The following is a 14175-nucleotide window of genomic DNA, read 5'->3' on the forward strand; positions in this document are numbered from 1 at the left end:
CAAGTTGTTTATCAGGGATATAAAACATACTTCTTGCGCATCTTCTTATAATTGCTCAATCCCGGTTCCCAACTTTGGCGAATTTCTTCCTCACTTTTCCCCGCAATGATCTGTTCTTTAAATACAGCAACGCCTGCCAGATAATCAATATTCCCTATTTGCCTGCTTTGCGACCTGTCAAAGAATTTTGCTTTATCCGGGTACGCCTTGTACAGGTCCATCATCCATTTAATGTTCACCTTTCCCGCTTTGCGGATAGCAGCCGTATTGAAATTCCTGAGATCAAGTCCATAACAGGCCTCATCCTTGTGTAAAGGTGTTTCTGACTTCCCCTGGATACTTACCGGCGTAAAGGTGAACGGATAGATCCCTTTTAATAAAGGTGCCCCCAGCACAGTGAAGGGCATGTACGTTCCACGGCCCTGGCTGATGATAGTTCCTTCAAATAAACACAAGGATGGATATAGCAATACAGACTGCTGCGTATTCAGATTAGGAGATGGTCCCACCGGCAGCGTATAGTCCATATCGTGCGTATAGTTTTTCAGTTTGATGATCTTCAGCTTGCATTTTACCTTCCCTGCCATCCATCCTTCACCGTTCACCATTTGCGCAAACTCCCCTACCGTCATGCCATGCGTGATAGGAACAGGGAATTGCCCGATGCCGGATTTGTATTTCATGTCTAATATAGGCCCATCCACATAGCCGTTAGGGTTAGGGCGGTCCAGGATGATCAGTTCCTTGCCATTTTCAGCACAGGCTTCCATGATATCCCTTAATGTATTGATATTGGTATAAAAACGGCAGCCCACATCCTGGATATCAAAAAGCATAATGTCCAGCGCATCCAGTTCTTTTTTAGTAGGTTTCTTCCGCGCACCATATAAAGAGATGATAGGTATACCCGTTTTCGGATCTATTTCATCCGCCACCACAGCTCCATTACTGGCATTTGCACGGAAGCCATGCTCCGGGCCAAAGATCATTTTAATGTTCACGCCTAAAGTAAGTAAACTATCTACGATGGACTTCCCGCCAATAACAGAAGTTTGATTCACCAGCATGCCCACTTTTTTACCTTTCAGGTAAGGCAGGTAAGCAGATAGCTGATCCGCCCCGGTAAGGATCGGGTCTTTGGCAAAACCGGCAAAAGGAATAATGATAAGTAAAGCGAGCAAACGTAGACGCATGGTAATTGGTTGATGGCCATTATAAAATTATAAAAGAAGTCCGTATCTTGATATCATAAATATAGCTTATACCTGTGTAAGATTTCCTCTTTGAAGAAGAATCTGCCTGAAACAAACACCTGCCTGATGCAAGAAATACAATCATCTATCTTTGAAGAGGACTTCAAAGCTCTTCGTAGAAAAGACCTGCTCCCCTGGTGGATCAAGGTTTTCAACTGGCTTTTTATGCTCATGGGCGGTTCTGCTGTTATCCTGTTGATCACGGGCCTTGCCGGCATGCGGGCTAGCCTGGTTATATACGGTTTATCAAGCAACGGAGATCCTCTCACTCCTACAGGACTCTTACTTATAGGTATCATGATGTTCAAGGGTATCGCCGCTTATGGCCTTTGGGCAGAAAAGAATTGGGGTGTTAATGTGGCCATGGCAGATGCTTTCATTGGCATCGTGATCTGTGTATACACCATGATCGCTTTACCAGGCAATAATGGTTTTTTTACATTCAGAATTGAATTGATCGCATTATTCTTCTTTTTAAGAAAACTGCTAAAGATCAGAAATGAATGGGATAGCAGGGTTGGTGCATAAAAACACATACCGCATGGAAGAAAAACAACCATCCATCTTTGATAGTGAAATAGAGAATTTTATTAAACCGCGGAGAAAAGAACTGCTTCCCTGGTGGATCAAGGTTTGCAGCTGGTTTTTCCTGTTTATGGGTGGTATAGGGATATTGCTACTGCTTGCTTTGCTTTTCGGCACTTTCACCATGGAGGGGTTTGAAACTACCGCATCAGATGCGAAAACAATCATGGGCACTATTCTGTTTATCTGGATTGCACTTAAAGCAGTTACATCATACGGGCTATTATCAGGAAAGAGTTGGGCGATCAATGTTGCGATAGCAGATGCAGTAATTAACCTGTTAATCAGCATCTTTTCGGCAGTTTATCCCTTTTTTGATGATCAGCCAGGTGGGACCATTCAACCCAGAATAGAAATATTCCTATTAGTGTTATACCTGTGGACATTGCATAAGATAAGCCCTCAATGGGATATCAGCCGTCCATAATAATTATATAAACATATCCCTATGCCAGAAACACAGCCTTCAATATTTGAAGAAGACTTCAATGTACTCCTGAGAAAAGACCTGCTTCCCTGGTGGATCATCTTTTTCTCCTGGTTGTTCATTATTATATGCCCCCTCCAGGTCATTATAGCAATTATAGAGTATTCCAGAATAGGCAGTTTTGATTTAGGCATATTTTCGATTAGTCCCAAAACTACCATCACCTTTAAAGAGGCCTTAGCACTTGCCAATTCCTTGTTTACAATAGTCGCAGCATATGGGCTTTTAAAAGAAAAGGATTGGGCTATTAAAATAGCCATTATGAACGGATTTGTAAGCGTTGTTGAGACTGCCTACTCAGTAGCAGGAACATTTGTTACACCTCAAATAACCGCAATTTTCTGGGGTACTTATGGCTTTTTAGGTGTTTTATTAGCCACTTACCTATGGAAACTATTCCGTATGGAGAAAGACTGGAGTATTCGCCAGCCCCGCTCCCAGGCATAAAAAAGCCCGGATAACCATGTTACCCGGGCCATATACAAACCATCTAAGATCTTAGAGGAACTTCAGTACTTCTGCTCCCATTGCTTCTGTACCTAATATTTTATCCGCAGCGGTATTGGCATCTGCAATATCCCTTGTACGGAAACCTTCTTTCAATACTTTATCTACAGCACTGATCACCAGCTCAGATTCTTCCTTCATGCCAAAGGAAATATCCAGCAGCAAAGCGGCAGACAAAATAGAAGCCAATGGATTGGCCACACCTTTACCTGTAATATCATGCGCAGAACCGTGAATAGGCTCATACACACCTGTACCATCTCCAATAGAAGCTGACGCCAGCATACCCATGGAACCAGCTATCTGGGAAGCTTCATCTGTAAGGATGTCCCCAAAAAGGTTAGCCGTTACCACTACATCAAAACGACGCGGGTCTTTGATCAGCAGCATGGCAGTAGCATCTACGAACTGATGTTCTACTTCCACATCAGGATATTCCAATGCAACTTTCTGCACTACTTCTCTCCAGAGGCGGGAAGTTTCTATCACGTTTGCTTTATCTACAGAGCATAATTTCTTCCGTCTTGTTCTGGCAGCATCAAAGGCCTTGCGGGCAATGCGTTCTACTTCATAACGACTATACTCGGCAATATCATAAGCCGTATCGCCATTGTTCTTTCTGCCTTTTTCACCGAAGTAAATGTCTCCGGTTAATTCACGGAAGAATAAGATATCCGCACCTTTTAATATTTCCGGTTTAATGCTGGAAGCATCCAGCAGTTCATCAAATAATTTAATCGGGCGAAGGTTAGCATACAAACCCAGTTCTTTCCGCATTTTCAATAAGCCTTGTTCAGGTCTTACTTTTGCAGAAGGATCATTATCATATTTAGGATGGCCTACTGCACCAAACAGTACTGCATCGGAATTACGCATCTTTTCCAGGGATTCATCCGGTAAGGGATTGCCTGTGGCTTCAATAGCCACATGGCCGATCAGCGCTTCATCATAGGTAAAAGTATGGCCGAACTTTGCCGCTATTTTATCTAAAACCTTTTTACCTACTGCGGTAACTTCCTGCCCGATACCATCACCGGGAACAATTAAAATATGTTTAGTTGCCATGCTGTTGTTTTGAAGAGCCCAAAAGTACGCAGTAAATCTGTATTTTAATAGCTAATTCAGAATTGCCATGTCCGTTTCACCACAGCGTATTTGCGCAATAAGGAGATCTCGCGTGTACGGGTGTAAACCATCATAGGATAAGTGGCAGCATCACCAGTTGTGGCGCTTGAAAACCCGATCTGTATTTCCTTGTCCGCCGTATTCCAGAAGATATGCTGCCGCACGGGCATGTTTTCTACCTGTATACCTGATATTGAGGAAGGTTCTCCATAATATTTCGTCAGAACACCGGGAACGTCCTGCTCAGGGTTATTGAAGAAATGTACGATAATGATATTGATCCGGTTGTTTTGATCCACACCAATGAAGATATGTTCTATTGCCAGCAGTAATTCAATACTATCAGTGGCCCTGAGTATATCGCCCGTATAATAATAGAAGGACGAAGGTCCTGGTTGTAAGATGTAATCCTTTGCCTGTGCAAAGTCCCGGAAAGGGATCACCTCTTTTACATCTGTTATTTTTTCACCTAAATGGATCTTTCCAATACCATGATCATGGAGCATAGTTGTTTTTTGACCGATAAGTTTTACCGGGATGATCATCCAAATTAAAGAATATAGTATAGATCGGCAAATTCGCATCATATCAGTAAAAGCAGGTATCCGGAGATACCTGCTTTTTTATGGTCAGCAATCTACTCCTCTGAATTTAAACGGCCTGTATTTCGTGGCATCTTTCAATCCGAAACTGGCGGAATCAAAAGTTACCCGGCTGGGTTTAACCTTTTCATCGTCGTCATAATAATCACTTCGCAGGAAGTTATCCAGGTGCCATTTTAATTGCGATTTAAAGATCTGCTTGTAATGTTCATAATTAACCTGGCTTGGCGGAATATGGGGATTGATGATCAGGTATGCACTCAACGCAGCAAGTGCCTCTCCTTCGGCCAGTACAGCGGCTTGTGTGATCATTGCCTGTGCCGCTGCATGATGAATGATAGTACCATTGTAAGTAGTGTAGGGCAAGCCCACTTCCATAGCACCTATCTCTACGTAATAGTTCAACTGATTACCGGCACGGTTAAATAAACCGAACCGATAGTTTGTGGTAACGCAAGATTGCCAGCTGGCCTGCCTTACCAAATTAAAGGAACTAGGGCAAGGTAATTCCAGCATATCTTCTTCAGCAACGGGAACCGGATCTGGCAGCGGCTCCTCAATAGGAGGACAAGGATCTTGTGGATCTTGTGGATTAGAAGGAGGATTACCTGGAGCGCCGCCTCCACCGCCACCACCTTCACCGGGGCCGGCACCACTTCCTCCACCACCAGAATTTCCACCACCACCATTATCAGGATACCAATAAGTATTAGTGACACATTCCTCGTGATAGTATATCTGGCCAACGCAGTTACCATTACCATCACCAGTACAGGTTGTCCAGGAATAACAGGTTGTTACTGAGATCATCCTGTTCTGCAATTGCAGTTTCTTCCCGGGATTAGCTGCCCTGGCCTGTTCCAGCAACTGAGCTTCCCGTACGGTATTCACACATTCTTCTTCAGGAGGTACAGGAGGCAGCGGGTTGTTGGGATCATCCGGCGGAAGCCTGAAGTTAAGGGCCATCATGAGATTGCGCACTTTTCTTCCTGTTACCGCTCCTTTCTGGGTACTGAAGCCATAACGGAAAAAGTCGCGGTTCTCATACACTTTAAACCGGAGTTCTTCTCCCAATTCAAAGACGATACAACCCGAAAGCCCTTTGCCTTGTGGCTTCAGGGGAATGGCATACACGGTAGTAGTGCCTCGTTCACCAATAATACCTTTGTCCCATACGGGGTCACCGTACTTTTGTACGATGTCTGCGAAAAAAGGAGCTTTGGTTTCTGCTGCTTTTACCTGCGTGAGCAGTAATGGCAATCTTGTGTCTGCATCTGCGGAGAGGGTAAAGTAAGCAGCGGATGAAATTTCAACGGTCGTGTCATCTTTGTTTTTGTGACAGCCAACAGTGAGGAGAAGAATAATGGAACAAACAGCAAATAGGGATCGTAGCCATGGGCTAAAAAGGGATTTCTTCATCTGATTAGATTTAGGGTAATAGAATAGATCGATGAATTTGGGTTAGGGTAGTTAGGAAAATGGAGCTATAGTATTCTTGCCTTACTGCTATAGGGAAGTTAAGCAGATTTTTTGTTCCAATAAAAAAAACCTGAATAGCCTTAGGGGCTATTCAGGTTTTCTATTGTGCCTCAATATCTTAAATTAAGTTCAGCATCTTCTGTGTGGCCTTGATGGCAGAAACCGTCTGGTCACTGTCCAATCCGCGGGTTTTGAATTCCCGGGTATTATAACGCCATGTAATGATCGTTTCGCACAAAGCATCACTCTTACCGCCTGGGGGGATGCGTACGGCATAGTCTGTCAGCACAGGCAGGTCCTGTTTTAGCTTTTTGTATACTTTCTTCAATGCATTCATGAATGCATCATACTGCCCGTCTCCCTGTGAATGTTCTTCAAAGATCTCATCCTGGATAGAGATACGCAGTGTTACAGAAGGTTTAAGCGTTTTGGAATGCGTGAGCACGTAGTCCAGCACCGTTACTTTTTCTTCTATCATATTACTATCCAATACATCGGAAATGATGTAAGGCAGATCTGCCTGTGTTACCACTTCCTTTTTATCACCCAGTTCAATGATGCGTTGTGTTACCTTTTTCAGATCAGGTTCTGAGAGTTGCAAGCCCAGTTGCTGCAGGTTATTTTCAATGTTCGCTTTTCCGCTTGTTTTGCCTAAAGCGTATTTACGCGTACGGCCGAAACGTTCAGGGATCAGGTCACTGAAATACAGCTTGTTCTTTTTATCACCATCAGCATGAATACCGGCAGTTTGGGTGAACACATTCTCTCCCACTACCGGTTTGTTCACCGGGATCCGGAAGCCGGAAAATGTTTCTACCAGTTTACTCACCGTATAAAGAGACCCTTCCGCCACACCCGTTTTCAGCTCCGGCATAAAATCATTCAGCACTGCAATGGCACTGGCTAAAGGAGCATTCCCAGCCCGCTCTCCCATTCCATTGATTGTGAGATGTATACCATGGGCGCCGGCTTTTACACCTTCCAGTACATTGGCTGTGCCCAGGTCATAATCATTATGCGCATGAAAATCGAAGTGAATTTTCGGGTAGCGTTGCACTGTTTCTGATACAAATGCAGTTACCTCTGCAGGTGTGAGGATACCTAAAGTATCCGGCAGCATCACCCGTTTTACCGGCTGGGTGCTTAGAAAATCCAGGTATTGGAAAACATAGTCTTTGGAATGACGCATCCCATTACTCCAGTCTTCCAGGTATACATTACACTCCAGGCCTTTCTTCGTTGCCTGTTTGATCACCGCTGCCACTTCTGCAAAATGTTCTTCCGGTTTCTTTTTTAACTGGTGTGTTAAATGATTGAGAGAACCTTTAGTAAGCAGGTTCATCACCTGTGCACCTGCTTTCAGCATCCATTGTATCGAAACATCGCCATCCACAAAGGTCAGTACTTCCACCTTATGCAATAAACCCTTTCCCTTAGCCCATTTGGTAATAGCCTTCACCGCAGCAAATTCACCTTCCGATACGCGGGCAGACGCAATTTCAATGCGGTCTACTTTTACTTCGGTCAATAAAAGCTGGGCGATGGTCAATTTTTCAGAAGGGGAAAAAGAAACGCCGCTCGTTTGTTCACCATCGCGGAGCGTGGTATCCATTATTTCTATGTAGCGCTGGGCTGAAGATGGCATAATAATTCGTGGGCTTGTTTAGTACATACTCTTCGCGGCGAAAGTTTCTATTTCGCCCTTCATGGCTTGCAGATAATCAATATCATCATAACCATTGGTCATGTTCAGTTTCTTGTAAGTATTGATATCAAAAGATTCACTTTCTCCTGTGGCCAGGATGGTGATCTTTTGGGAAGGCAGGTTAATTTCTACCTGGGCATTGGGATCTGCTTCAATAGCTGTGAAGATCTTATCTAAGAATTCCGCGCTCACCTGTACAGGTAAGATGCCTATGTTCAAAGAGTTGTTCTTAAAGATATCTGCAAAGAAACTGGATACCACGCAACGGAAACCATAATCATAAATAGCCCATGCTGCGTGCTCGCGACTGCTGCCGCTTCCAAAGTTCCTCCCTGCTACCAGGATCTTGCCGGAGTAGATGGAATTATTTAAAACGAAATCCTGTTTAGGTGTGCCGTCTGTATTATAACGCCAGTCACGGAAAAGGTTATCACCAAAACCGGTACGCTCCGTAGCTTTTAAGAAACGGGCGGGGATGATCTGATCAGTGTCCACATTCTCAATAGGCATGGGAACCGCTGAGCTGGTGAGTATCGTGAATTTATCGTAAGCCATTGTTTAATTTTTAATTGATGATTAGTCTGCCATTAATAATCTTGGGTCTGTAACAACACCAGTAACCGCTGCTGCAGCTGCCACTAAAGGGCTGGCCAGCATGGTACGGGAACCGGGGCCTTGTCTGCCTTCAAAGTTCCTGTTACTGGTACTTACCGCATACTTACCGGCAGGTACTTTATCATCATTCATGGCCAGGCAGGCAGAGCAACCTGGTTGGCGCAATTCAAATCCTGCTTCTGTTAAAATATCCAGGATACCTTCTTCTTTAATTTGTGCTTCCACAATATGAGAACCGGGTACGATCCATGCAGTGATATGTTCTGCTTTTTTCCGGCCTTTTACGATAGAGGCAAATGCGCGGAAATCTTCAATACGCCCGTTGGTGCAACTACCGATGAATACGTAATCCACCTTTTTGCCCAGCATGGCATCTTCCTCATGGAAGCCCATGTAATCCAGGGATTTACCATAACTGGAAGCACTGCCGCCGGTTTCTTTTGCCTGCGGGATATGCTGACTGATACCCATGCCCATACCGGGATTGGTACCATACGTGATCATTGGTTCAATATCAGCTGCATCATATACATGCTCCATATCGTATTTCGCACCGGCATCTGTTTTCAGTGTTTTCCAATAAGCGAGGGCTTTATCCCATGCTTCTCCTTTCGGCGCTTTCTCTCTTCCTTTAATATATGCAAAGGTGGTTTCGTCCGGCGCAATGATACCGCCGCGCGCACCCATTTCAATACTCATATTACAAACCGTCATGCGGCCTTCCATGCTCATGTTCTCAAACACCTCGCCGGCATACTCCACAAAATAACCGGTAGCACCTGCTGCGGTCAGTTTTGAAATAACATACAGCGTTACGTCTTTCGGAGTAACCCCTTTACCCAGTTTGCCATTCACCTGCACACGCATTTTCTTTGGCTTGGGTTGCATGATACATTGAGAAGACAATACCATTTCCACTTCAGAAGTACCAATACCAAAAGCAATAGCACCAAAAGCGCCATGCGTGGAAGTATGGGAATCTCCGCAAACGATGGTCATACCCGGAAGGGTGATACCATTTTCTGGTCCTACCACATGCACAATACCATTCTTAGGGTTTCCAAGACCCCAGTGGGAAATACCGTATTTGGCCGAATTCGTTTCCAAAGCCTTCAGCTGATTGGCAGAAAGCGCATCCTTCACCGGCAAATGCTGGTTGATGGTGGGCGTGTTATGATCCGCTGTAGCAAAAGTCTTCTCCGGGAACATCACCCCCAGCTTCCTGCTTTCCAAACCCAGAAAGGCAACCGGACTGGTCACCTCATGAATAAAGTGCCGGTCGATAAAAAACACGTCAGGTCCGTCTTCAATCTTCCTGACAACATGTGAATCCCATACTTTGTCAAATAATGTAGCAGGCATTTGGCTCATTTTTCATATTTTAAAACGTAACTACAAAATTGTTAAATTTTATCCACATTTTTAGCATTAATTCCAGATATTTTCTAATACCGTGCTGAAATAGGGAATAAATAAATACTATCTTTGAGATATTCAATTTATAATTATGTGACATTACAGTAACAGTACATGCATTAGAAAAGCATTTTTCTTCGTATATTATCATCGGATAGTAATTATTTTAGTAGTTCGACAAAAATAATCCCTTCCCATTAATACATATGTAATTTCAGTATATCATTTACCAAAACAGATGGGATATGGGTTCACCGACCTTGCTTCATGAATACAGCAGTACAGCAGGCATCTGGGATGAAATGAGAGACACAGACCAGGTGCGCGAGCATTACAGCAAAGTTTTTCACGCTTTACAACAACTGGACGTCAGCATCCTTCAGCAGAAGGACAAATTTGCCGGCGAACTCTTCCTCAGCCAGGGCATCACTTTCACCGTTTACAGTGACAATACCGGCATTGAGCGGATCTTCCCTTTCGACATCATTCCCCGTATCATTACCGGTAAGGAATGGGACCATGTGGAAAAAGGGATCGCACAACGACTCAAAGCCCTCAATCTTTTCCTGAAAGACATTTACAGTGAACAGGCCATCCTGCGGGATAAAGTAGTACCGCCTGAACTGATCTCCTCCTGCCCGCATTACAACAGAGATGTGTATGGCATAAAAGTTCCGCATGATATCTATTTACATATTTCCGGCATTGACCTGATCCGTGGGGAAGATGGTAATTTCTATGTGCTGGAAGATAACCTCCGCACACCTTCCGGCGTCAGTTATATGTTAGAGAACAGGGAAGTCACCAAACGCATCTTCCCGGATATGCTGGTGGCCAACCACGTAAGAAGGGTCAGCAATTACCCGCTCATCCTGCACGACATCCTCAAACAGATGGCCGCCACACAAGTAAGTAATCCCACTGTGGTATTGCTTACACCCGGTATCTATAATTCCGCTTATTACGAACATGCTTTCCTCGCACGGCAAATGGGGATCTCCTTAGTAGAAGGAAGAGACCTGGTGGTGGATAACCATAAGGTATATATGAAAACTACCAATGGCCTCAAACCAGTGCATGTTATCTACAGGCGGGTGGATGATGAATTCCTCGATCCCCTCACCTACCGGCCGGACAGTGCATTAGGTGTATCAGGTTTGATGAGTGCTTACCGCAAAGGAAATGTGGCCATCGTGAATGCATTAGGAAATGGTGTGGCAGATGATAAAGCCGTATATGCTTACGTGCCGGCCATGATCAAATACTACCTCAACGAAGAACCCATACTTTCCAATATCCCTACCTACGAACTGGTGAATAAAGATGCACGTGAACATGTGTTTGCCAATATTCAGAACATGGTGGTAAAACGTACCAACCAATCCGGTGGTTATGGAATGGTAATGGGTAACAGCGTTACAGAAGAAGAATGGAATAAAGCCAGGAAGGAAATTGAAAAAGATCCCCGCAGTTTCATTGCCCAGCCCATCATCAAACTGTCTACCGTACCCTGTTTCATAGACGGCGCTTTTCAGCCAAGGCATGTAGACCTTCGCCCATATGCATTATACGGCCCCAAAGGTGTGCAGATAGTTCCCGGTGGCCTCACAAGAGTAGCCCTGCGGGAAGGCTCCCTGGTCGTGAATTCTTCACAGGGCGGCGGCAGTAAAGACACCTGGGTGGTAGATTTTTAATTACGAAAAAACACAGCATGCTGAGTAGAATTGCAGATTCATTATACTGGCTGAATAGATACATGGAACGGGCAGACGGACTGCTAAGAGTAGTTTCCACCCATTACATCCTTTCCTTTGATAAAGACGTGAACGGCAACCTCACCTGGCGGCCCGTGCTGGAAATGTTCAGCATTACCCCGGAGGAAGAGATAGCTGCCATAGAAAATGATACCGGCGCATCCTTAAAGAAACTGATCACAGATACCACCAATGATAATTCCCTGAAAATGATCATGAGCCGCGCCCGCGAAAATGCAAGAGGTGTGCAGGACCATATCACCAAAGAAGTATGGGAAGAAGTGAATTCTGTGTATCACCTGATGAACTACTCCTCGCTGGAAGGAAGGCTGGGCAGTTATGAAGCGATTGAAGTACTGGGGCTCTTTACACGCCACAGTGTAATGTATGCAGGTGTTACAGATATTACGATGGCACGCGGCACCGGCTGGCATTTCATGAACCTCGGCAAATATATAGAACGCTGCCTGGAAGCCCTCGTACTGATCAGCAAGCAATATGCACTGATCAATTACAAACTGGATGAGATGAGAGATATCATGCAATGGCGTTACCTGCTGATGTCCCTCTCCGGTTATGAACTGCATCTGAAAACATATGGCTCTTCCAATTACAACTATAACGTTATTCACCAGATCCTCTTCAACGAAGAATTTCCGCATTCCGTTATTTACTCGCTGGCAAGGATAGAAAGGCACCTGGCGGAAGTGATCAAACAAAACAACTCTGTTGATAATGCGAACCTGATGCGGCACCTGGGAAGGATCCACAGTAAAGTACGCTACACAGATATGGAATCACTGAACGATCAAACGCTCCCGCAATTCCTGGAAGATATCCGCGGAGAACTGGTAGTGTTTGCCAGGAGACTGGCCCAGAACTTTTTCTCATATTCTTAAGCTTTTCACATGCCCACATTTAAGATCCAACATACCACCAAATACGAATATGACAGGCCGGTTTCTGAAAGCATGAACGAGGTGAAGGTATTTCCTTATCAATGCAGAGAACAGGAAACCCTGCAGCATGATATCTACATTACAGGCCAACCGGAGATAGCCACATATACAGATTACTGGGGCAATAAATCCGGCAGCTTCAACCTGCTGCAACCACATAAGTTCCTCTCTGTGGAAAGCAGGCTGATCATCCGTACCACGGCTTCTTCCCAACTGGAATTCAATTTTCATTCCGGGCTGGGTGCTTTGAAAAAAGAAACGCTGGGCAATCTGCAACTGATAGAACTATCACATGCCAATCACATTGCTTCACAGGCAGATATCAGCAAGATCGCAAAGATCGTTTCGCAGGAAAGTGTGGGTGCTACTGTTGAGAAATGCAGCGAGTACATCTTTAAGAACTTCAAGTACATTAAAGGCATCACCAATATTGAAACTACGGTAGATGAGATCCTGGAACACCGCGCAGGTGTTTGCCAGGATTTTGCGCACCTCATGTTACAGATCTTACGCAGTTTGCAGATCCCTTGCAGGTATGTGAGCGGATATATTTGTCCTAATAAGAATGGGATGCGTGGCCAGGGGGCTACACATGCATGGGCGGAAGTCTGGATACCGGAATTTGGATGGGCAGGGATTGATCCTACCAATAATGTTTGGGTGACCAATAAACATGTTAAACTCTCTGTGGGCAGGAATTTCTCTGATTGCAGTCCGGTGAAGGGAACGTTTAAAGGTCCTGCTATACAGACTTTATCTGTAGTAGTGGCGGTGAGTTATGAAAATGGGGATGTGTTTGAGGAAGTAAATAAAGTGCATCTGCCTACGCAACCTTATGAACCATTGGAAGAATCCGGTGGTGGTGTTTTTGCGGGGCAGCAATAGTTACTTTTTAGAAATAAATTTGTTTTATTACGGAATGTTCGTAGATTTACGAATAAGTCGTAATTATGAAGAGAAGTATCATTTTCATGATCCTTACCTCTGCTCTGTGCAGCTTTAAAACGTCATCTGACCTCAGGGCGGATTATGTTTTAAAGCGCATGGCAGACAAGCTGGACAGCATAAAGACCCTGCGGTATAACTACAACAGGCAGATCTCCTACCCTTCAGAAAATTACAAAGCCAGTACGGCAGGTAATATATTCCTGGATTTTTCCAGTAAGGATACCTTGCTGAGATTCCGGTACCAGATAGACGATGCTGATTACAGTAACATTTTTAATGGCATAGAGCAGTTTGATCTGGACAGGAAAAACAAAACCATCAATGTTCATCCAAACCCTTCCGCCAAAAATTTTAGTTCTATTTCTTACTTCTATAATTCCATTGTTACACTAAAGGGGATCATACCGGCGGTGTTATCTGATGAAACGATCTCTAAACAGTTAACGGAGGAGGACGATTATTACACTGTGCAGCTCTCATTGAACAAACGGGTGTTTAATTACCTGGAAGGCTTTTCCTCATTAACCACGGAGCGGACGATCAATTATATGATCATGATCAATAAAACAACGCTGCTCCCCTTCCGCATCATACAAACCAATAATGTAAACGACGATCTCATTCAAACAGATTTCCTGGATATTGAAGTGGATGCGGCTCGCCCTCCGGAGGTTTCCTGGTATTCTTCTTCTTATACGCCGGCATACCAGGTATTGATGAAGTTTTGAGACGGGAAGAAG

General features: G+C 44.4%; 14 protein-coding genes. 7 read left to right on the plus strand and 7 right to left on the minus strand.

Annotation, left to right across the window (positions count from 1 at the left end; all coding sequences use genetic code 11):
• Positions 1 to 11: 11 nt before the first annotated feature.
• Positions 12 to 1193, minus strand: coding sequence for an exo-beta-N-acetylmuramidase NamZ domain-containing protein (locus GFS24_RS05905; RefSeq protein WP_153658655.1), 1182 nt, complete (start codon positions 1191 to 1193; stop codon positions 12 to 14).
• 126 nt (positions 1194 to 1319) lie between these two features.
• On the opposite strand from GFS24_RS05905, the gene GFS24_RS05910 reads away from it, so the two are divergent.
• Genes GFS24_RS05910 through GFS24_RS05920 form a run of 3 tightly spaced genes read left to right on the plus strand, consistent with a single transcriptional unit; the run spans position 1320 to position 2772 of the window.
• Positions 1320 to 1781 (plus strand): hypothetical protein, encoded by a 462-nt coding sequence (locus tag GFS24_RS05910; protein ID WP_153658656.1) that lies wholly within the window; start codon positions 1320 to 1322, stop codon positions 1779 to 1781.
• Positions 1782 to 1794: 13 nt separating this feature from the next.
• Positions 1795 to 2265: a hypothetical protein gene (locus GFS24_RS05915; protein WP_153658657.1), complete on the plus strand. Its 471-nt coding sequence runs from the start codon at positions 1795 to 1797 to the stop codon at positions 2263 to 2265.
• 21 nt (positions 2266 to 2286) lie between these two features.
• Entirely contained in the window at positions 2287 to 2772 is a 486-nt protein-coding gene (locus GFS24_RS05920; protein WP_153658658.1) for a hypothetical protein, read from the plus strand.
• Positions 2773 to 2823: 51 nt separating this feature from the next.
• Here GFS24_RS05920 and leuB read toward each other — a convergent pair whose 3' ends face one another.
• The 6 genes from leuB to leuC form a co-directional block, all read right to left on the minus strand.
• The gene (leuB, locus tag GFS24_RS05925; protein ID WP_153658659.1) at positions 2824 to 3897 is read right to left on the minus strand and encodes a 3-isopropylmalate dehydrogenase; all 1074 of its coding nucleotides are present in this window, start codon (positions 3895 to 3897) and stop codon (positions 2824 to 2826) included.
• Between the two features lie 56 nt (positions 3898 to 3953).
• Positions 3954 to 4463 carry a hypothetical protein gene (locus tag GFS24_RS05930; RefSeq protein ID WP_153658660.1) on the minus strand — a complete coding sequence of 170 codons (510 nt, stop codon included), beginning with the start codon at positions 4461 to 4463 and terminating at the stop codon, positions 3954 to 3956.
• A 123-nt stretch (positions 4464 to 4586) separates the two neighbouring features.
• Positions 4587 to 5978: a hypothetical protein gene (locus GFS24_RS05935; protein ID WP_153658661.1), complete on the minus strand. Its 1392-nt coding sequence runs from the start codon at positions 5976 to 5978 to the stop codon at positions 4587 to 4589.
• 178 nt (positions 5979 to 6156) lie between these two features.
• Positions 6157 to 7650: an alpha-isopropylmalate synthase regulatory domain-containing protein gene (locus GFS24_RS05940; RefSeq protein ID WP_153658662.1), complete on the minus strand. Its 1494-nt coding sequence runs from the start codon at positions 7648 to 7650 to the stop codon at positions 6157 to 6159.
• A 51-nt stretch (positions 7651 to 7701) separates the two neighbouring features.
• The gene (gene leuD / locus GFS24_RS05945; protein ID WP_153658663.1) at positions 7702 to 8298 is read right to left on the minus strand and encodes a 3-isopropylmalate dehydratase small subunit; all 597 of its coding nucleotides are present in this window, start codon (positions 8296 to 8298) and stop codon (positions 7702 to 7704) included.
• 21 nt (positions 8299 to 8319) lie between these two features.
• Positions 8320 to 9720 carry a 3-isopropylmalate dehydratase large subunit gene (leuC, locus tag GFS24_RS05950; RefSeq protein ID WP_153658664.1) on the minus strand — a complete coding sequence of 467 codons (1401 nt, stop codon included), beginning with the start codon at positions 9718 to 9720 and terminating at the stop codon, positions 8320 to 8322.
• 299 nt (positions 9721 to 10019) lie between these two features.
• Here leuC and GFS24_RS05955 point away from each other — a divergent pair, with 299 nt between their 5' ends.
• The 4 genes from GFS24_RS05955 to GFS24_RS05970 all read left to right on the plus strand — a co-directional run bounded on the left by GFS24_RS05955 (position 10020) and on the right by GFS24_RS05970 (position 14163).
• On the plus strand, positions 10020 to 11468 hold the full coding sequence (locus tag GFS24_RS05955) for a circularly permuted type 2 ATP-grasp protein (protein WP_153658665.1): 1449 nt from the start codon (positions 10020 to 10022) through the stop codon (positions 11466 to 11468).
• A 17-nt stretch (positions 11469 to 11485) separates the two neighbouring features.
• The gene (locus tag GFS24_RS05960; protein ID WP_153658666.1) at positions 11486 to 12427 is read left to right on the plus strand and encodes an alpha-E domain-containing protein; all 942 of its coding nucleotides are present in this window, start codon (positions 11486 to 11488) and stop codon (positions 12425 to 12427) included.
• Positions 12428 to 12436: 9 nt separating this feature from the next.
• Positions 12437 to 13372 (plus strand): transglutaminase family protein, encoded by a 936-nt coding sequence (locus GFS24_RS05965; protein ID WP_153658667.1) that lies wholly within the window; start codon positions 12437 to 12439, stop codon positions 13370 to 13372.
• 65 nt (positions 13373 to 13437) lie between these two features.
• Positions 13438 to 14163 carry a hypothetical protein gene (locus GFS24_RS05970; RefSeq protein WP_153658668.1) on the plus strand — a complete coding sequence of 242 codons (726 nt, stop codon included), beginning with the start codon at positions 13438 to 13440 and terminating at the stop codon, positions 14161 to 14163.
• Positions 14164 to 14175 lie beyond the last annotated feature (12 nt).

Origin of the sequence: Chitinophaga sp. SYP-B3965 (assembly GCF_009647655.1) — a bacterium.
Lineage (GTDB): Bacteria > Bacteroidota > Bacteroidia > Chitinophagales > Chitinophagaceae > Chitinophaga.

Excerpts from the sequence above, each read along its gene's own strand:
- GFS24_RS05940 (WP_153658662.1), bottom strand. The coding sequence starts at position 7,650 with ATGGATACCACGCTCCGCGATGGTGAACAAACGAGCGGCGTTTCTTTT.
- GFS24_RS05910 (WP_153658656.1), top strand. The coding sequence starts at position 1,320 with ATGCAAGAAATACAATCATCTATCTTTGAAGAGGACTTCAAAGCTCTT.
- GFS24_RS05930 (WP_153658660.1), bottom strand. The coding sequence starts at position 4,463 with ATGCTCCATGATCATGGTATTGGAAAGATCCATTTAGGTGAAAAAATA.
- GFS24_RS05905 (WP_153658655.1), bottom strand. The coding sequence starts at position 1,193 with ATGCGTCTACGTTTGCTCGCTTTACTTATCATTATTCCTTTTGCCGGT.
- leuD (WP_153658663.1), bottom strand. The coding sequence starts at position 8,298 with ATGGCTTACGATAAATTCACGATACTCACCAGCTCAGCGGTTCCCATG.
- GFS24_RS05920 (WP_153658658.1), top strand. The coding sequence starts at position 2,287 with ATGCCAGAAACACAGCCTTCAATATTTGAAGAAGACTTCAATGTACTC.
- GFS24_RS05935 (WP_153658661.1), bottom strand. The coding sequence starts at position 5,978 with ATGAAGAAATCCCTTTTTAGCCCATGGCTACGATCCCTATTTGCTGTT.
- GFS24_RS05965 (WP_153658667.1), top strand. The coding sequence starts at position 12,437 with ATGCCCACATTTAAGATCCAACATACCACCAAATACGAATATGACAGG.
- GFS24_RS05915 (WP_153658657.1), top strand. The coding sequence starts at position 1,795 with ATGGAAGAAAAACAACCATCCATCTTTGATAGTGAAATAGAGAATTTT.
- GFS24_RS05955 (WP_153658665.1), top strand. The coding sequence starts at position 10,020 with ATGGGTTCACCGACCTTGCTTCATGAATACAGCAGTACAGCAGGCATC.
- leuB (WP_153658659.1), bottom strand. The coding sequence starts at position 3,897 with ATGGCAACTAAACATATTTTAATTGTTCCCGGTGATGGTATCGGGCAG.
- GFS24_RS05970 (WP_153658668.1), top strand. The coding sequence starts at position 13,438 with ATGAAGAGAAGTATCATTTTCATGATCCTTACCTCTGCTCTGTGCAGC.
- leuC (WP_153658664.1), bottom strand. The coding sequence starts at position 9,720 with ATGCCTGCTACATTATTTGACAAAGTATGGGATTCACATGTTGTCAGG.
- GFS24_RS05960 (WP_153658666.1), top strand. The coding sequence starts at position 11,486 with ATGCTGAGTAGAATTGCAGATTCATTATACTGGCTGAATAGATACATG.